Here is a 20,178-nt window from a genome sequence, read left to right as displayed (position 1 = left end):
GGTCGGTGTGCCGCGGACTATCGTCCTGCGCAGTGTGCAGACGCTGTCTGCGGAGAAATCACTGACCTGTTTGTTCTTGCGGTGTGTCAGGAATTACCTGTCGCACACCTGTAGGTGGATGGCGAGGAATCATGGACCAGTCTCAGTCTTTTGCCGACGGCGAGCAGCAGCTTCCGCTGACCGGGGCTCAGGCAGGGGTGTGGTTCGCGCAGGCCGTCGAACCCGACAGCCCGATCTTCCGCGCGGCGGAGTACCTGGAGATCCACGGCGCCCTGGACGCCGCGGTCTTCGAGCGGGCGCTGCGGCGGATGACCGCCGAGGCGGACGCCCTGCACATCCGGTTCGTCGACACCGAGGACGGTCCCCGCCAGTTGATCGGGGCCGAGCCCGCCTGGACCCTGCGGACCGTCGACGTCTCCGGCGAGGCCGACCCCCGCCGCGCCGCCGAGGAGTGGATGGGCCGCGATCTGCGCCGCCGCATCGACCTGACCGGCTCGCCGCTGTTCACGTACGCGCTGTTCAAGGCCGCCGACGACCGCTGGTTCTGGTACCACGCCTACCACCACATCCTGCTCGACGGCGTCGGCGCCGCCCTCCTGGTCCGCCGCGTCGCCGACGTCTACACCGCGCTCGCCGCCGGCGCCGACCCCGGCCCCACGCCCTTCGGCTCGGTCCGCACCCTCCTCGCCGAGGACGCCGCGTACCGCGCCTCCGGGGACCTCGCCGACGACCGGGAGTTCTGGCGCGGCCGGTACGCGGACCAGCCCGAGCCGGTCGCCCTCTCCACCCGCCCGCTGAAGCCGTCCGCCGACTTCGTCCGGCGCAGCGCGCACCTGCCCGAGGGCGTCCGGCAGGACCTGGTCCGCGCGGCGGAGCAGGCCGGCACCGCCCGCTCCCGCGTCGTCATCGCCGCCACGGTCGCCTACATGCACCGCATGACCGGCCTCACCGACATCGTGCTCGGCCTGCCGGTCACCGCCCGCCCGGGCCCCAAGTCCCGCACCGCGCCCGGCATGGCCGCCAACGTGGTCCCGCTGCGGGTCGCCGTCGACGACGCCACGACCGTCGGCGAACTCCTGGAGCGCACCCGGGTCGCACTGCGCGGCCTCGTCGCCCACCAGCGCTACCGCGGCGAGGAGCTGCGCCGCGACCTCGGCCTGCCCAACGACCACCGCCGCTTCTTCGGCCCGCTGCTAAACGTCGTCCCGTTCGACTACGACCTGAGCTTCGCCGGACTGCGCGCGGACGCGCACAACATGTCGCTGCGGCTCATCGAGGACCTCGCCGTCTCCGTCTACGACCGGGGCAACGGCGGCGAGATCCGCGTCGACTTCGACGCCCACCCGGAGCTGTACGCCCCCGCCGAGTTGGCCGCCCACCAGGACCGCTACCTGCGCTTCGTCGGCCGGATCGCCCGCGCGCTCGACGAGCCCGGGACGCCGCTCGGCCGGATCGGGCTGCTCGGCGACGAGGAGCGGGACGCGGCCGTCGCCCGCCTCGCCGCCGCGCCCGTGCCCGCCGCCGAAGGCCCCACGCTCGCCGCCCTGTTCGAGCGCCAGGTCCTCGCCTCGCCCGACGCGCCCGCCCTCGCCTTCGAGGACACCGTCCTCGACTACGCCGAGCTGAACCGGCGCGCCAACCGGCTCGCCCGGCTGCTCGCCGCCCGCGGCGTCGGACCCGAGGACCGGGTCGCCCTGCTGCTGCCGCGCTCCGCCGAGTTCGTCGTCGCGATCCTCGCCGCGGTCAAGGCCGGAGCGGCGTACGTCCCCGTGGACCCGGGCTACCCCGAGGCCCGCATCGCGCACATCCTCGGCGACGCGGCCCCCGTCCGCGTCCTCGTCGACGCCTCCACCGCCGCCGTCGCCGAGGCCGCAGGGCGCACCCCGCTCGCCCTCGACGACCCCGACATCGTCTCCGAGCTGGCGTCGCTGTCCGGCGCCGACCTCACGGACGCCGACCGCACCGCCCCGCTGACCGCCGCGCACGCCGCGTACGTCATCTACACCTCCGGCTCCACCGGCCGCCCCAAGGGCGTCGTGGTCACCCACGCCGGCCTGCCGGGCCTCGCCGACACCTTCGTCCGGCGGCTGGACGTCCGCCCGGGCAGCAGGGTCCTCCAGTTCGCCTCCATGGGCTTCGACGCGATGGTGCCCGAGCTGTGCATGGGCCTGCTCTCCGGCGCGACCTTCGTCCTCGCCCCCGCCGAGCGGCTGCTGCCCGGCGACCCGCTGGCCGCGTTCGCCCGCGAGGCCGGGATCACCCACGCGATCCTGCCGCCGTCGTCGCTGGCCGTCATGGACCCCGCCACCGACCTGCCCCCGGGCATGACCATCCTCATCGCCGGCGAGGCCGCCGGTGAGGAACTGGTCTCCCGCTGGGCGCCCGGCCGACTCTTCGTCAACGGCTACGGCCCCACCGAGACCACCGTCTGCGCCACCATGAGCGAGGCCCTCGACGGCTCCCGCACGCCCCCCATCGGCGACCCCATCGCCGAGACCCGGGTGTACGTCCTCGACAGCGCTCTGCTGCCCGTGCCGCCCGGCGTCACCGGCGAGCTGTACGTCGCCGGCCCCAGCCTCGCCCGCGGCTACCTCGGCCGCTCCGCGCTCACCGCCGAGCGGTTCGTCGCCCACCCCTTCGGGCTGCCCGGCGAGCGCATGTACCGCACCGGCGACCTCGTACGCCAACTCCTCGACGGCTCGCTGGAGTTCGTCGGACGCGCCGACGAGCAGGTCAAGATCCGCGGCTACCGCGTCGAGCCCGGCGAGGCCGAGGCCGCGCTGCTGCGCCTGCCCGCCGTGGCCCAGGCCGCCGTGACCGTACGCCGGTCCGCCGACGGAACCCCCGCCCTCGCCGGGTACGTCGTCCCCACGACCGAGGCCGCCACCGGACTCGACCCGGCCGCCGTCCGCGACGCCCTCGCCGAGGTCCTGCCCGGCTACCTCGTCCCCGCGACCGTCACCGTCGTCGACGCCATCCCCGTCACCCCCAACGGCAAGGCCGACCACAAGGCCCTGCCCGAGCCGGGCCCGGCCGCCGCCGGTGGGGGCCGGGAGCCGCGCACCCCGCTCGAACACGCCCTCGCGGTCCTGTTCGCCGACGCCCTCGGCCGCGACGCCGTCCTCGCCGACGACGACTTCTTCGCGCTGGGCGGCCACTCCCTCATGGCCGCCCGGCTCGCCCGCCGGATCTCCGCCGAACTCGGCCGGGACTGCGGTGTCGAGGCCCTCTTCGCCGCGCCCACCGTCCGCCGGCTGGCCGGCCGCCTCGAAGGCGCGACCGCCGAGCGTCCCGCTCTCACCCCCGTGCCCCGCGACGGCGACCTCGCCCTCTCCTACGCCCAGCAGCGCCTGTGGTTCCTCGACCAGCTCGAAGGGCCCAGCGCCGCGTACAACATCCCGCTCGTGCTCACCCTCGACGGCACGCTCGACCGGCCCGCCCTCGCCGCCGCGCTCGGCGACCTCACCGACCGCCACGAGATCCTGCGCACCGTCTACCGCGAGACCGGCGGCGTCGCCGCCCAGCACATCCTGCCCCCCGGCGGCGCACCCGCGCTCACCGTCCGCACGGCGAGCGACGACACCCTGGACGCCGAGCTGTCCGCCGCCGTCGCCCACCGCTTCGAGCTCGCCGGAGAACCCCCGCTGCGGGCCAACCTGTTCCCCCTCGCCCCCGACCGGCACGTCCTGCTGCTCCTGCTCCACCACATAGCCGCGGACGCCGGCTCCCTCGCCCCGCTGCTCGGCGACCTCACCGACGCCTACACGGCCCGCCGCGCCGGACACGCCCCCGCACAGGCCCCGCTCGCCGTCCAGTACGCCGACTACGCCGCCTGGCAGCGGCGCGCCCTCGGCGACGAAAGCGACGCCGACAGCGCCGCCGCCCGCCAGATCGCCTTCTGGAAGCGGCAGCTCGACGGCCTGCCCGACCATCTCGACCTGCCCGCCGACCACCCCCGCGGCGCCGGCTCGGCAGCCCCCGCGGACCTGGTCGCACTCGACCTCGACGCGGCCACCCACCGCCGCCTCGCCGAGCTCGCCCGTGCCACCGGCGCCAGCACCTTCATGGTCGTCCAGGCCCTCGTCGCCACCCTGCTGACCCGGCACGGCGCCGGGACCGACATCGCCCTCGGCACGCCCGTCACCGGCCGCCCCGAGGACTGCCTGGACGCCCTCGTCGGCTTCTTCACCAACACCCTCGTGCTGCGCACCGACACCTCCGGCGACCCCACCTTCGCCGAACTCCTCGCCCGCGTCCGCACGAGCAACCTCGACGCCTACGCCCACCAGGAGCTTCCCTTCGAGCGGCTGGTCGAGGTGCTCAACCCGGCCCGCTCCACCTCCCACCACCCGCTGTTCCAGGTCATGATCTCCATGGACAGCTCGGAGCGGTCACTGCCCGCCACCGAAGGGCTCGCACTCGGCCTGGTCGACGTGCCCACCGGCGCCGCCAAGTTCGACCTGTCGTTCAACATCCGCGAGCACCGCGCACCCGGCGGCGACGAGGCCGGCCTGCTCGTCGCCCTGGAGTTCCGCACCGACCTCTTCGACCGCACCACCGCCGAAGCGTTCCTGGCCCGCTTCGCCCGGCTCGCCGAAGCCGCCACGGCCGCCCCCGGCACCCGCATCGGCAGCGCCCCGCTCCTCTCGGACGAGGAGATCCACCGGCTCCTCGTCGCATGGAACGACACCGCCGCGCCGGAGACCATGACCGACGCCGTCGCCCGCGTCCGCGCCGTCGCCGCCGAGCACCCCGAGGCCGTCGCCGTCACCGACGACCACGGCGACGTCACGTACGCCGAACTCATGGACCGCGTCGACCGGCTCGCCGCCCGGCTGCGCGCCCGCGGCGCCCGGGAGAACACCGTCGTCGCCGTCCTCGCAGACCGGGGCGCCGCCGCGGTCACCGCCTTCCTCGGCATCCAGGCCGCGTCCGCCGCCTACCTCCCGCTGGACACCCGCGCCCCGCACGAGCGGTCCGCCTCCCTGCTTGCCGACGCCTCCGCCGCCTGGCTGCTCACCGGGCCCGGCCACGAGGAGACCGCCGCCGCCGTCGTCGCCGGAACCGGCGCGAAGGCCCTGCCGGTCGACGACCCGGCCGACCACGCCCCGGCCGCCGACGCCACCGCACCGGCCGGTGACCAGCTCGCGTACGTCATCTTCACCTCCGGCTCGACCGGCCGCCCCAAGGGCGCGATGGTGCACCACCGGGGCATGAACAACCACCTGCTCGCCAAGGTCGACGACCTCGCCCTGACCGGCGCCGACACCGTCGTCCTGAACGCACCCCTCACCTTCGACGTCTCCGTCTGGCAGATGATCGCCCCGCTGCTCACCGGCGGCCGCGTCCTCGCCGTGAACCAGCTTCTCGCCGCCGACCCGCTGGGCCTGTTCCGGCTCGTCGGCCACGACGAGGTCACCGTCCTGGAGGTCGTCCCCTCCCTGCTGCGCGCCGCCCTGGACATCTGGGACGAGGGCGCCGAGGTCCCCGCCCTGCCCGCCCTGCGCCGGCTCGTCGTCACCGGCGAGGAACTTCCCGCCGACCTGTGCCGCCGCTGGTTCGCCCGCTTCCCCGGCATCCCGATGATGAACGCGTACGGGCCCACCGAGTGCTCCGACGACGTCACCCACGCCGTCCTCACCCCCGACACCCTCGACGAGCGGCGGACCACCGCCCCCATCGGCCACGCCGTGCGCAACACCACCCTCTACGTCCTCAGCGACGAGAAGCAGCTCGTCCCGCCCGGCACCCCCGGCGACCTGTACGTGGCCGGCACAGGCGTCGGCCACGGCTACCTCGGCGACCCCGAACGCACCGCCGCCGCGTTCGTCCCCGACCCGTTCGCCGACGACGGCAGCCTCATGTACCGCACCGGTGACCTCGTCCGCCACCGCCCCGACGGGCAGCTGGAGTTCATCGGCCGACGCGACTCCCAGGTCAAGATCCGCGGCCAGCGCATCGAACTCGGCGAGGTCGAGGCCCATCTGCGGGCCCTGCCCGGCGTCACCGACGCCGCCGCCGCGGTCGTCCCCGGCCCCGGCGGCCACCGCCACCTCGTCGGCTACGTCGTCGGCGCCGACGACGTCCGCGGCCTGCGCGAGGCCCTCGCCGCCGCACTGCCCGAACACCTCGTCCCCGCCGTCCTCGTCGCCCTGCCCGCGATGCCGCTCACCCCGAACGGCAAGACCGACCGGAAGGCCCTGCCCGCCCCCGACTTCACCACCGTCGAACGCCGCACCCCGCGCACCCCGCAGGAGGAGATCCTGTGCGGCGTCTTCGCCGACATGCTCGGCCTCGACCGGGTCGGCCTCGACGACGACTTCTTCGCCCTCGGCGGCCACTCCCTCCTCGCCACCCGCCTCGTCGCCCGGATCCGCACCGCCCTCGACACGGACCTGGAGGTCGCCGCGCTCTTCGAGACGCCGACCGTCGCCGGCCTGGCCGCCCGGCTCGCCGACGCAGGACCCGCCCGCGGCGCCGTCGCCCGCCGCGAACGCCCCGACAGGCTTCCGCTGTCGTACGCCCAGCGCGGCCTGTGGTTCCTCAACCGGATGGACCCGGCCGACGGCACCTACAACATCCCCCTGGTGCTGCGGCTCTCCGGCCCGCTCGACCACGACGCCCTGCGCCACGCCCTCGCCGACGTCGCCGGCCGGCACGAGAGCCTGCGCACCGTCTTCCCCGAGACCGACGGCGTCCCCCGCCAGCTCGTCCTCGACCCCGAGCAGGCCCGCCCCGTCCTCGACGTCGTCGAAGCCGCCGGACGCGACGCCGACACCCTCGTCGCCGACGTGGTCGGCCGCGGCTTCGACATCACCCGCGAGGCCCCGCTGCGCGCCCGGCTCGTCGCCGTCGGACCCGAGACGCACGTCCTCGTCGTCGTCGTCCACCACATCGCCGGCGACGGCTGGTCCACCGCGCCGCTCGCCCGCGACCTCAGCCTCGCCTACGCCGCCGCCCTCGAAGGCCGTGCCCCCGACTGGTCCCCGCTGCCCGTCCAGTACGCCGACCACACCCTGTGGCAGCGCGAGCGGCTCGGCGAGGAGAGCGACCCGGACAGCGTCGTCTCCGCCCAGATCGCCTACTGGAAGGACGCCCTCGCAGGCCTCCCCGAGGAGCTCGCGCTCCCGACCGACCGGCCCCGGCCCGCACTGCCCAGCCACCGCGGCGGCCTCGTGCCCTTCCACCTCTGCCCCGAGACCCACCGCGCGCTGCTGCGCCTCGCCCGCACCCACGGCGTCACCCCGTTCATGGTGCTGCACGCCGCGCTCGCCGCCCTCCTCACCCGCCTCGGCGCCGGCACCGACATCCCGATCGGCGGCTCGGTCGTCGGCCGGGGCGACGAGGCCCTCGACGACGTGGTCGGCTTCTTCGTCAACTCCCTGGTGCTGCGCACCGACACCTCCGGCGACCCCACCTTCGCCGAACTCCTGGAGCGCACCCGCACCGCCGACATCGCCGCCTTCGCCCACCAGGACCTGCCGTTCGAACGGCTCGTGGAGGCGCTCAACCCGCGCCGCTCGCTCAACCGCCACCCGCTGTTCCAGATCAAGCTCGTCCTGCAGAACCTCGACCGCCCCGAGGTCGACTTCCCCGGCCTGCGCGCCGACGTCGCCCGGATCGACCCCGACATGGCCAAGTTCGACCTGCTCCTCTCCGTCGCCGAACGGTACGACGAGCACGGCGAACCGCAGGGCGTCGAGGCCGCCGCCGGCTACTCCGCCGATCTGTTCGACCGGCCCACCGTCGAGGCGCTCGCCGGCCGGTTCGTCCGGCTCCTCGAATCCGCCCTGAGCGACCCGCACCGGCCGCTCGCCCGGCTCGCCGTCATGGACGGCAGCGAACGGCACGACCTGCTCGTCACCCGCAACGCCACCGACCACGACACCCCGGACGCCACCCTCCCGCAGCTCTTCGAGGCCCAGGCCGCCCGCACCCCGGACGCCCCCGCCGTCGTCTGCGGCGCCGAACGGCTCAGCTACGCCGGGCTCGACGCCCGCGCCAACCGCCTCGCCCACCTGCTCCTGGAACACGGCGCCGGCCAGGACACCCTGGTCGCCCTCGCCCTGCCCCGCTCGATCACCGCCGTCGCGGCGATGCTCGCCGTCGGCAAGGCCGGCGCCGCCTATCTGCCGCTCGACCCCGAACACCCCGGCGAGCGCGTCACCCGGCTCCTCGCCGACGCCCGCCCCGCCCTCGTGCTCACCACCGCCGCCACCCTGGACGCCGCCCCGCACCTGGCCGGCGCCGGCGCCCACGTCCTCGTCCTGGACGCCCCCGACATCGCCGACGCGCTCGCCCGCGCCCGCACCGACGCCCCGGCCGAACCCGACCGGACCGCGCCCGTCACCCCCCTCGACGCCGCGTACGTCGTCTACACCTCCGGCTCCACCGGCGCGCCCAAGGGCGTCGTCGTCGAGCAGCGGGCCCTGGTGGACTACGTGGTGCGCTGCGCCGCCGAGTACCCCGGCCTGAGCGGACGTACCCTCCTCCACTCGCCGCTCTCCTTCGACCTCGGCCTCACCACCCTGTACGGCACCCTCCTCGCCGGCGGCTGCCTCCATGTGGCCGACCTCGACGAGACCCTCGACGTCCCCGGCGGCCTGACCTTCCTCAAGGCCACCCCCAGCCATCTGCCGATCCTCGACACCCTGCCCGACGAACTCTCCCCGACCGCCGAGCTGATGACCGGCGGCGAGGCCCTGCACGCCGAACAGCTCGCCGCGTGGCGCGCCCGGCACCCGCAGGTCGCCGTCGTCAACCACTACGGCCCCACCGAGACCACCGTCGGCGTCCTCGACCACCGCGTCCCGGCAGGCGCCCCGCTCGCCGCCGGACCGGTCCCGCTCGGCCGCCCCATGTGGAACACCCGCGCCTACGTCCTCGACGCTGCCCTGCTGCCCGTGCCCGACGGCGTCACCGGCGAGCTGTACATCGCCGGAACCGGCCTGGCGCGCGGCTACCTCGGCCGCCCCGCCGGCACCGCCGAGCGGTTCGTCGCCGACCCGTACGGCCCGCCCGGCGCGCGCATGTACCGCACCGGCGACCGGGTCCGCTGGAACGCCGCCGGCGTCCTCGAGTACGTCGGCCGGGCCGACCACCAGGTCAAGGTCCGCGGCTTCCGGATCGAACTCGGCGAGGTCGAGGCCGCCCTGCTGTCCGCCCCCGGTGTCCGCCAGGCACTCCCGCTGGTCCGCGAGGACCAGCGGGACGACAAGCGGCTCATCGCCTACGTCGTCCCCGCCCCCGGCGAGCGGCTCGTGCCCGACCGCGTCCGCGCCCATGTCGCCGGGGTGCTCCCCGAGTACATGACGCCCACCGCCGTCGTCGTCCTCGACGCGCTCCCGCTCACGGCCAACGGCAAGGTGGACCGGGCCGCGCTGCCCGCCCCCGAGGCCGCCGGCGGGCCGGTGACCCGCGCCCCGCGCACCCCGGAGGAGGAGATCCTCGCCGGCCTGTTCGCCGACGTCCTCGGCGTCGCACGTATCGGCGTCGACGACGACTTCTTCGCCCTCGGCGGCCACTCCCTGCTCGCCATGCGGCTGCTCAGCCGCATCGCCTCCACCCTCGGGGTCCGCGTCGGCGTCAAGGCGCTGTTCGACGCCCCGACCGTCGCCGGCGTCGCCACCCGGCTCACCACCCCCGGCGAGACGCGCCCCGCGCTCGTCCCCGCCGACCGCGGCGACCGGGTCCCGCTGTCCTTCGCCCAGACCCGGCTGTGGTTCCTCAACCGGCTCGAAGGCCCCAACGCCACCTACAACGTGCCCCTCGTGCTCCGCCTCGACGGCACGCTCGACCGTGCCGCCCTGTGCGCCGCGCTCCGCGACGTCACCGACCGCCACGAGAGCCTGCGCACCGTCTTCCCGGAGACCGACGGCGTCCCCCGCCAGCACGTCCTCGGCCCGGTCGAGGGCGCCGCCGTCCTCGACGAACACGCCGTCCCGGCCGACGAGCTGGAGCAGGCGATCACCGACACCGTCCTCGACGGCTTCGACCTGACGGTCCAGCCGCCGCTGCGGGCCCGCCTGCTCACCGCCGACGGCTCCGGCGCCTGCGTGCTCGTCCTCGTCACCCACCACATCGCCAGCGACGGCTGGTCCCTCACCCCGCTGCTCGCCGACCTGTCCCGGGCCTACACCGTCCGTACCCGCGGCGCCGCACCGACCTGGGAGCCGCTGCCGGTCCAGTACGCCGACTACACCCTGTGGCAGCGGACCGTCATGGGCGACGAGACCGACCCGGACAGCCAGCTCACCCGGCAGCTCGACCACTGGAAGGCCGCCCTCGACGGCCTTCCCGAGGAACTCGACCTGCCCGCCGACCGGCCCCGGCCCGAGGTCGCCACCTACCGCGGCGACAACGTGCCGCTGGAGCTCGACGCCGAGACCCACGCCGCGCTCGCCGCGCTCGCCCGCGCTCACGGCGTCAGCCTCTTCATGGTCCTCCAGGCCGGTCTGGCCGCCCTCCTGACCCGGCTCGGCGCCGGCGGCGACATCCCGATCGGCACGCCCATCGCCGGACGCACCGACGACGCCCTCGACGAGCTGGTCGGCTTCTTCGTCAACACCCTGGTCCTGCGCACCGACACCTCCGGCGACCCGACCTTCCGTGAACTGCTCGCCCGGGTCCGCGAGACCGACCTCGCCGCGTACACCCACCAGGACCTGCCGTTCGAGCGGCTGGTGGAGGAGCTGAACCCGGTACGGTCCCTGGCCCGCCACCCGCTCTTCCAGATCATGCTGATCCTGCACAACACCGACCGGCCCGAGATCGACCTGCCCGGACTGCGGATCGAGGTCGAGGGCGCCGACGCCCCGGTCGCCAAGTTCGACCTGTCCGTCAGCCTCTGGGAGCGGCACACCGCCGACGGCGCCGCCGACGGCGTCCTCGGCCGGATCGAGTACGCCCTCGACCTGTTCGACCGCTCCACCGCGGAAACGGTCGCCACCCGGCTCCAGCGGCTCCTCACCGCCGCCGCGCACGCCCCAGAGCTGCCGGTCAGCGGCCTCGCGGTCCTCGACGACGCGGAACTCCACGACCTCCTCGTCGTCCGCAACGCCACCGGCCACCCGCGCCCCGAGGCGTCGCTGCCCGAGCTGTTCCGCCGCCAGGTCGCCCGCACCCCCGAGGCGACCGCCCTCGTCCGCGGCGACCTCTCCCTCACCTACTCCGAACTCGACGCGCGCTCCGACCGGCTCGCCCGCGCCCTGCTCGGCCGGGGCGTCCGCCCCGAGGACCGGATCGCGCTGCTCCTCGCCGACCGGGCCGCCCACGTCGTGGCGACCCTCGCCGTCGCCAAGGCCGGCGGCGTGTACGTACCGCTCGACGTGCGCAGCCCCGAGGTCCGCACCCGCCGGATCCTCGACGGCACCGCGACCGTCCTCGTCCTCGCCGAGACGGCCACCGTCGCCCGCGTCCCGGACGGCTCCGCGCCCGTCCTGCTTCTCGACGACGGGCTCCCGCCGGCCGGGGCGCCCGACTCCGAACTGCCTGCGATCCACCCGGACCGGCTCGCGTACGTCATGTACACCTCCGGCTCCACCGGTGAGCCGAAGGGTGTCGCCGTCACCCACCGCAACGTCGCCGGGCTCGTCCGCGACCGCTACTGGGGCCACGGCGCCGGCGACCGGGTGCTCATGCACTCCCCGCCGTCCTTCGACGCCTCCACGTACGAACTGTGGGGCCCCCTCCTCAGCGGCGCCCTGATCGTCGCCTCTGACGGCGACGCCACCGACATCGCCTCCCTGGCCGCCACCATGACCCGGCACCGCGTCACCGTCGGCCTGTTCAGCGAGGGCGTGTTCCGGCTCCTCGCCGAGAACCACGCCGATGCCTTCCGCGACCTGCGCGACATCTACGTCGGCGGCGACACCGCCTCGGCGACCGCCGTCCGCAAGGTTCTGGAGCAGACCGCCGGAGCCCGCCTCACCAACAGCTACGGCCCCACCGAGACCACCCTGTGCGTCGTCCACCACGCCCTCACCGACGAGGACGTCGCCCGCAACGCCTTCCCCATCGGCCGCCCGCTCGACAACACCCGGGTCTACGTCCTCGACACGGCCCTGCGGCCCGTCCCCGACGGCGTCACCGGCGAACTGTACGTCGCAGGCGAGGGCCTGGCCCGCGGCTACACCGGCCGCCCCGGCCTCACCGCCGAACGCTTCGTAGCCGACCCGTACGGCCCGCCCGGATCGCGCATGTACCGCACCGGCGACCGGGTCCGCTGGCGGGCCGACGGCGCCCTGGAGTTCGCCGGCCGCGCCGACGCCCAGGTCAAGGTCCGCGGCTTCCGCATCGAGCTCGGAGAGGTCGAGGCCGCCGTCGCCGCCCACCCGGCCGTCGCCCAGACCGTCGTCGTGGTCCGTGAGGACCGGCCCGGCGACAAGCGTCTGGTCGCCTACGCCGTCCCGACCGCCGGCCGGCCGCTCGACGCCGACGCGCTGCGTGCCCACGTCGCGGCCCTGCTGCCCGACTACATGACGCCCGCCGCGTTCGTCGAACTCGCCGAACTGCCCCTGACCCGCACCGGAAAGCTGGACCGCAGGGCCCTGCCCGCACCCCGGTACGAGGGCGGCGGCGGCCGCGCCCCGCGCAACGAGCGCGAGCAACTGCTGTGCACGCTCTTCGCCGACCTGCTCGGCGTCGCCGAGGTCGCCGTCGACGACAACTTCTTCGCCATGGGCGGCGACAGCATCGTCTCCATCCAGCTCGTCAGCCGGGCCCGTGAGGCCGGACTCGTCCTCACCCCGCGCGACATCTTCCAGCACCAGACCGTCGAGGCCCTCGCCCTCGCCGCCACCGCTCCGGGCGCCGACGCCGCGAGCGCCCCCGACGACGGCACCGGGACCGTGCCCGCCACCCCCATCATGGAATGGCTGCGCGGCCTCGGCGGCCCCGTCGCGGGCTTCAACCAGTCCGTCCTGCTCCGCACCCCCGCGGGCCTCGGCGAACCGGCCCTGGTCGCCGCCGTCCAAGCCGTCCTCGACGGACACGACCTGCTCCGCGCCCGCCTCGACCGGACCGGGGACGGCCCCTGGACCCTGGACGTTCCGCCCGCCGGCAAGACCGACGCCGCCGACCGCGTCACCCGGGTCGAGATCACCGCCGTCCCCGACGACGCCCTCGCCCCGCTCCTCACCGACCACGCAGAGACCGCCCGCCGGTCCCTCGACCCCGACCGGGGCGACATGCTCCGCGCCGTCTGGTTCGACGCCGGACCCGACCGCGCCGGACGACTCCTGCTCCTCGCCCACCACCTCGTCGTCGACGGCGTCTCCTGGCGCATCCTCGTCCCCGAGCTCATGACCTGCTGGACCGACACCGAAGCAGGTCGCGAGACCGGGATCGCACCCGCCCGCACCTCCTTCCGCACCTGGGCCCGCCGCCTCGCCGACCGTGCCCTCAGCGGCGACGTCGAGGCTGAACTCCCGTTGTGGGAAAGGATGACCGCGGAAGCCGACCCGCTCCTCTCCGACCGCCCCCTCGAACCCTCCGCCGACACCCACGCCACCACCCGGCGCCGCGCCCGCACCCTCCCCGCCGACCGCACCGAGCCCCTGCTCACCGCGGTACCCGCGGCGACCGGCGCCGGCCCCGACGAGATCCTGCTCACCGCCCTCGCCCTCGCCCTCGCCGAATGGCGACGAGGTCGCAGGCGCGGCGCGCCGGGCGCCGGGCCCGTGCTCCTCGACGTGGAGGGCCACGGCCGCACCGACGACGACGGCGCCGAACTCTCCCGCACCGTCGGCTGGTTCACGGCCATGTACCCGCTGCGCCTCGACCCCGGCGTCAAGTGGCACGAGGTCCGCGGCGGAGCCCCGGCCGCCGGCGAGGCCCTGCGCCGGGTGAGCGGCCAGATCCGCGCGATCCCCGCCAAGGGTGCCGGATACGGCCTGCTCCGCCACCTCAACCCGCGCACCGCGGACCTCCTCGCGGGCGGCGCCACACCGCAGATCGGCTTCAACTACCTGGGCCGCGTCCGCACCGACCACTCCGCCGGCCCCGCCGACTGGGGCGCCGCGCCCGAGGACGTACGCATCGCCCCGACCGACCCGGACCTGCCGTTCGCCCACAGCCTGGAGGTCAACGCGGTCACCCACGACCGGCCCTCCGGACCCGAGCTGACCGTGACCTGGACCTGGCCCGGCGGCCTCTTCGACGAGGCCGACGTCGACGCCCTCACCGGCCTCTGGTTCGAAGCCCTCGACGCCCTCACGCGGTACAGCACCGCACACGCCGCCCCCGCCGGCGGCGCCCCCCGCAGTCTGACGACATCCGACCTCTCCCTGGCAGACCTGGACCAGGACGAGATCGACGAGCTCGAGGCCGACCTGGCCGACCTGGAGGAACTGACGTGACGCACACCAGCCGACCGGCCCGCAAGCCGTCCGGACTCGAGGGCGTCCTGCCCCTGTCCCCCCTGCAGGAAGGCCTCCTGTTCCACTCCCTGCTCGACGACGGCGAGGGCCCCGACGTCTACGCCGTCCAGCTCGCCGTCGACCTGGAGGGACCGCTCGACGCGGCCCGGCTCAAGGACGCGATGGCCGCCCTGCTGCGGCGCCACGCCAACCTGCGGGCCGGATTCCGCTCCGTACGCTCCGGAAAGCCGGTGCAGTTCATCCTCCGCGAGGTCGAACTGCCCTGGCGCGAGGCCGACCTCACCCACCTGCCCGCGGAGGAGCAGGAGGCCGAACTCGCCCGGCTCGCCGACGAGGACCGCGCCGAGCGCTTCGACCTGGCCGCGCCGCCGCTGGTCCGCTGCCTCCTGATCCGCCGCGAGGACGCGCTGCACCGGCTGGTTGTCACCAACCACCACATCCTGCTCGACGGCTGGTCGATGCCGGTCGTGCTGCGCGAACTCTTCACCGTGTACGAGCAGGGCGAGCAGGCCCTGCCGCCGGTCACCCCGTACAAGAATTACCTCCAGTGGCTGGCCGCCCAGGACCGCACGGAGACCGAGCAGGTCTGGCGGCGCACCCTCGCCGGCGTCGAGGAGGCCACCCGCCTCGCCCCGGCCGCCGTCGGCCGCGAGGCCCGCATGCCGGAGCGCGTCGAGACCCTGCTCTCCGCCGACCTCGGCGACGGCATCGCGGACCTCGCCGCCTCCGGCGCGGTCACCCTCAACACCGTCGTCCAGCTCGCCTGGGCCGTCGTCCTGGGCCGCCTCACCGGCCGCGACGACATCGTGTTCGGCACCACTGTGGCGGGCCGCCCGGCCGAGGTGCCCGGCGTCGAGTCCATGGTCGGCCTCTTCATCAACACCGTCCCGGTCCGCGTCGCCCTCGACCACGACGAACCGTGGTCCAAGGCCCTCGCCCGCGTGCAGAACGAGCAGGCCGACCTCGGCCCGCACCAGCACCTCGGCCTCGCCGAGATCCAGGCACTGGCCGGCATCGGCGAACTCTTCGACACCACCGTCCTCGTGGAGAACTACCCCGTGGACCCCGCCGCCGAGGGCGCCCGGCTGGAGTCCGGGCTGCGCCTCGTCGGCGCGAAGGGCCGCGACGCCACCCACTACCCGCTGACCCTCGTCGTCTCCCGGACGGCCGCCGGCGTGCAGGTGCGCGTCGACTACCGGCCCGACCTCTTCGACCGTGCGGCGGCCGAACGGATCCTGCGACGACTGGAGCGTGTGCTGCGTGCCGCGGTCATGGACGCGGACCGGCCCGTGGGCGCGGTAGACGTGCTGGAAGCCGCCGAGCGTGATCGGTTGGTGAGCGGGTGGAATGCGACGGGTGCTGTGGTGCCGGTGGGTGTGGTGCCGGTGTGGTTCGCGGAGTGTGCGGCGCGGGCGCCGGAGGCGCCGGCGGTGGTGTGTGGTGAGGTGCGTCTGTCGTACGGGGAGTTGTGGTCGCGTGCGGTGGGTGTGGCCAATGAGCTGACCGCTGCGGGTGTGGGTCGTGGTGCGGTGGTGGCGTTGGCGGTGCCGCGTTCGGTGGATGCGGTGGTGGCGATGCTGGGGGTGGGTCTCGCGGGTGGGGCGTTTCTGCCGGTGGATCTGGACTTCCCGGCCGACCGCATCGCCTACATCCTCTCCGACGCCCGCCCGGTGGCCGTGCTCTCCACCGCGGATGCGGTGACCGGTCTGCCCGACGGCGTGAGCACGCCCGTCGTGCTGCTGGACGACGTGGCTCCGGCGGCGGAACTCGCCGCTCAGGACGAGGTGTCGGTTCAGGACGCGGCGTATGTGTTGTACACGTCGGGGTCGACGGGGCGTCCGAAGGGTGTGGTCGTTCCGCATGGGGCGCTGCGGAACTTCTTGTGGTCGATGGGTTCGCAGGTGGGGCTGTCGGCGGGGGAGAAGTGGCTGGCGGTGACGACGTTCGGCTTCGACATTTCGCTGCTTGAGGTCTTCCTGCCGCTGGTCTCCGGCGCGGTCGTGGTGATCGCGGACCGTGATGTGGTGCGTGATCCGGTGCGGTTGGGCGCTCTGGTGCGGTCCGAGGGTATTGAGGTGATGCAGGCGACGCCGAGTCTGTGGCGTGCGCTGACGGAGACGGACCCGGAGGCTGCGCGGGGTCTGAGGATCCTGGTCGGCGGTGAGGCGGTGGATGCCGGTCTCGCGGGTGTGTTGGCCGGGGCGGGTGCGTCGGTGTGGAACATGTACGGGCCGACGGAGACGACGATCTGGTCGACCAGTGCCCTGCTGACGGGTGACGGTGGTACGCCGATCGGTGGGCCGATCGCCAATACGCAGGTCTATGTTCTCGACGGTCGTCTGCGTCTGGTTCCGCCGGGTGTGTCGGGTGAGTTGTACATCGCCGGCGAGGGTGTGGCCCGTGGTTATCTCGGGCGTCCGGGTCTGACCTCGGAGCGGTTCGTCACGGATCCGTTCGGTGAGCCGGGTGCGCGGATGTACCGGACGGGTGACCTGGTGCGGTGGACGGACGCGGGTGTTCTGGAGTTCGTCGGCCGTGTCGACGATCAGGTGAAGGTGCGGGGCTACCGCATCGAGCTCGGCGAGGTCGAGTCCGCGCTGTCGAAGGTGGAGGGCGTGGCCCGTGCCGTCGCCATGGTCCGTGAGGACTCCCCGAACGACCGCCGGCTCATCGGCTACGTCGTCCCCGCCGAGGGAGTCTCCCTCGACCCGGAGTCGGTCCGTCGTCTGACCGCCGCGCTCCTCCCCGAGTACATGGTCCCCTCCGGCGTGGTCGTCCTGGAGTCCGTGCCGCTGACGCCGAACGGCAAGACGGACCGCAAGGCCCTGCCCGCGCCCACCGCCTCCGGCGTCGTCCGCCGTGAGGCGCGCACGGCCCAGGAGGACATCCTCTGCGGCCTGTTCGCCGAGATCCTGGGCGTGTCCCGGGTCGGGATCGACGACAGTTTCTTCGACCTGGGCGGGCACTCCCTGCTCGCGACCCGGCTCGTCTCCCGGATCCGCACCGTCCTCGGGGCCGAACTCCCCGTCCGCGCACTGTTCGAGACCCCGACCGTCGCCGCCCTCGCCCGTCACCTCGACGGCGGCGGCGCGGCGGCCGCCCGTACCGCGCTCGTCCCGCAGCGGCGGCCGGCCGAGATCCCGCTCTCGTACGCGCAGCGGCGGCTGTGGTTCATCAACCAGCTCGACACCGAAAGCCCGCTCTACAACATCTCCCTCGGCCTGCGCCTGCACGGCCCGCTGGACGCCGTCGCGCTGGAGGCCGCGCTCGCCGACGTGGTGACCCGCCACGAGTCCCTGCGGACGGTCTTCCCCGCACCCGACGGCACGCCCACGCAGGTCGTGCTCGACGCCGAGACCGTGACCGGCCGGATCCTGCGGACCGCCGACGTCACGGAGGACGAGGTCGCCGCGCAGGTCGCCGCGACCGTCCGGCACGGTTTCGACCTGGCCGAGCACACCCCGCTGCGGGCCACGCTGCTCACCGTCGGTCCGGACGAGCACGTCCTCGTGCTGGTGCTGCACCACATCGCCGGCGACGCCTGGTCCATGCGGCCGCTCGCCCGCGACCTGGGCGATGCCTACACCGCCCGGTGCGAGGGCGCCGCGCCGCAGTGGTCCCCGCTGCCCGTCCAGTACGCGGACTACGCGCTCTGGCAGCGCGAGGTACTGGGCGACGAGGCCGACCCGGACAGCGAGATCGCCCGCCAGCTCGCCCACTGGACGCAGACCCTGGCCGGCCTGCCCGACGAGCTGACCCTGCCCACCGACCGCCCGCGCCCCGACGCCTCCTCGCACCGGGGCGAGCGGATCCGCTTCGCCCTGGACGCCGCGCTGCACCGGCAGCTCCTGAGCCTCGCCCGGGAGTCCGGCACCAGTCTGTTCATGGTCCTCCAGGCGGCGCTGGCGAGCCTGCTGACCCGCCTCGGCGCGGGTACGGACATCCCGATCGGCACCCCCATCGCGGGCCGCACCGACGACGCGGCGGAGGAGCTGGTCGGCTTCTTCATCAACGAGCTCGTGCTGCGCACGGACACCTCGGGGAACCCGTCCTTCCGTGACCTGCTGGCCCGGGTCCGGGAGACCGACCTCGCCGCGTACGCCCACCAGGACGTGCCGTTCGAGCGCCTCGTCGAGGCCCTGAACCCGCCCCGCTCCCTCGGCCGCCACCCCCTGTTCCAGATCGTGCTGGCCCTGCAGAACACCGCGCACCCCACCCTGGAGCTGCCGGGTCTGACCGTCGGAGCCGAGCCGGGCAGCGGCGGCGTGGCCCGCTTCGACCTGTCCTTCGGCCTCAACGAGCGCCTCACCGCCGACGGCGCGCCCGACGGCCTCGACGCCCTCGCCGAGTTCGCCACGGACCTGTTCGACCGCGCGACGGTCGAGGCGATGGCGGACCGGTTCGTCACCGTCCTGAAGGCCGTGGCCGCGGACGCCGACCGGCGGATCGAGGACCTCGACATCCTGAGCTCCGCCGAGCGCGAGCTGCTGCTCTACGGCTGGAACGACACCGCCCGCCCCCTGCCGGACCTGCTCGTGCCGCAGATGATCGAGGCCCAGGCCGCCCGCACCCCGGACGCACCGGCCGTGACCGGCGGCGACGTGACCCTGACGTACGTGGAGCTGAACGAGCGCGCGAACCGGCTTGCGCATCTGCTGATCGGGCGGGGCGCGGGTCCGGAGTCGATCGTGGCGATCGCGGTGCCGCGGTCGCCGGAGATGATCGTCGCCGTGCTCGCCGTGCTGAAGTCCGGCGCGGCCTACCTGCCGGTCGACACCGAGTACCCCGCCGACCGCATCGCCTACATGCTGGCTGACGCCGCGCCCGCCCTGGTCGTCACCGCCCAGGACGTCGTGCCGCACCTGCCCAAGGCCGTCTCCAAGCCCCTCCTGGCCCTCGACGCCCAGGCGACCGTCGCCGAACTCGCCGGGCAGCGCGCGGACGACCCCGCCGACGCGGACCGCACAGGACCGCTGCTGGCCGACCACGCCGCGTACGTCATCTACACCTCCGGCTCCACCGGCACCCCGAAGGGCGTCGTCGTCCGTCACGAGGGCCTCGCCGACTACGTCGCGGGCGCCGCCGCCGACTACCGGGGCGTCGCGGGAGCGGTGCTGCTGCACTCCTCGGTCTCCTTCGACACCACGGTGACCTCGCTGCACGTCCCGCTCACCGTCGGCGGGCACATCCGGCTCACCGACTTCCTCGAAGGAGCCGTCGAGCAGGACTTCAGCCTGCTGAAGGTGACGCCCAGCCACCTCGGCCCGCTCACCGACTCCGTCGAGCCGGCCGACGCCGAGGCCGAACTCCTCGTCGCCGGCGAGGCCCTCACCTCGGCCGCCGTCGCCCCCTGGCGCCGTCGGCACCAGGACGGCGCGGTCTTCAACGTCTACGGCCCCACCGAGACCACCGTCAGCGCCGTCCAGCTCCGCGTCGCCCCCGGCGAGGAACTGCCGGACGGAGCCGTCCCGATCGGCCGTCCGTTGCGCAACACCCAGGCGTACGTGCTCGACCGGCGGCTCAACCCGGTCCCGGCCGGCGTCCCCGGCGAGCTGTACCTCGCCGGCGACGGCGTGGCTCGCGGCTATCTGAACCGCACCGCGCTCACCGCCGAGCGCTTCGTCGCCGACCCGTTCGGCCCCGCCGGCACGCGGATGTACCGTACCGGCGACGTGGTCCGCCACCGCCCCGACGGCGCCCTGGAGTTCGTCGGCCGCGCCGACGACCAGGTGAAGGTCCGCGGCCACCGCATCGAGCTCGGCGAGGTCGAGTCCGCGCTCTCCGCGGTCCCCGGCGTCGC

The 20,178-nt window shown here is 74.6% G+C and carries 2 protein-coding genes (1 of these 2 only partly in view); both read left to right on the top strand.

Going from position 1 to position 20,178, the window contains the following annotated elements:
• Positions 1-131: 131 nt before the first annotated feature.
• Positions 132-14,357 (top strand): amino acid adenylation domain-containing protein, encoded by a 14,226-nt coding sequence (locus OG462_RS07610; protein WP_406055713.1) that lies wholly within the window; start codon positions 132-134, stop codon positions 14,355-14,357.
• Positions 14,354-20,178, top strand: the beginning of a protein-coding gene (locus tag OG462_RS07605; RefSeq protein WP_406055711.1) for a non-ribosomal peptide synthase/polyketide synthase. Its footprint extends 12,385 nt past the window's final position; only the first 5,825 of its 18,210 coding nucleotides appear in the window; its start codon is at positions 14,354-14,356; the stop codon falls past the right edge of the window. The genes OG462_RS07610 and OG462_RS07605 overlap by 4 nt, the downstream gene beginning before the upstream one ends.

Source organism: Streptomyces sp. NBC_01077, assembly GCF_045162855.1.
Lineage (GTDB): Bacteria > Actinomycetota > Actinomycetes > Streptomycetales > Streptomycetaceae > Streptomyces.
The sequence above is the reverse complement of the archived record's forward strand: the minus strand, read 5'-3'. Positions and strand labels throughout refer to the sequence as shown.

What these genes read in the sequence shown, in the direction of transcription:
- OG462_RS07610 (WP_406055713.1), top strand. Translation starts at nt 132, where the DNA reads ATGGACCAGTCTCAGTCTTTTGCCGACGGCGAGCAGCAGCTTCCGCTG.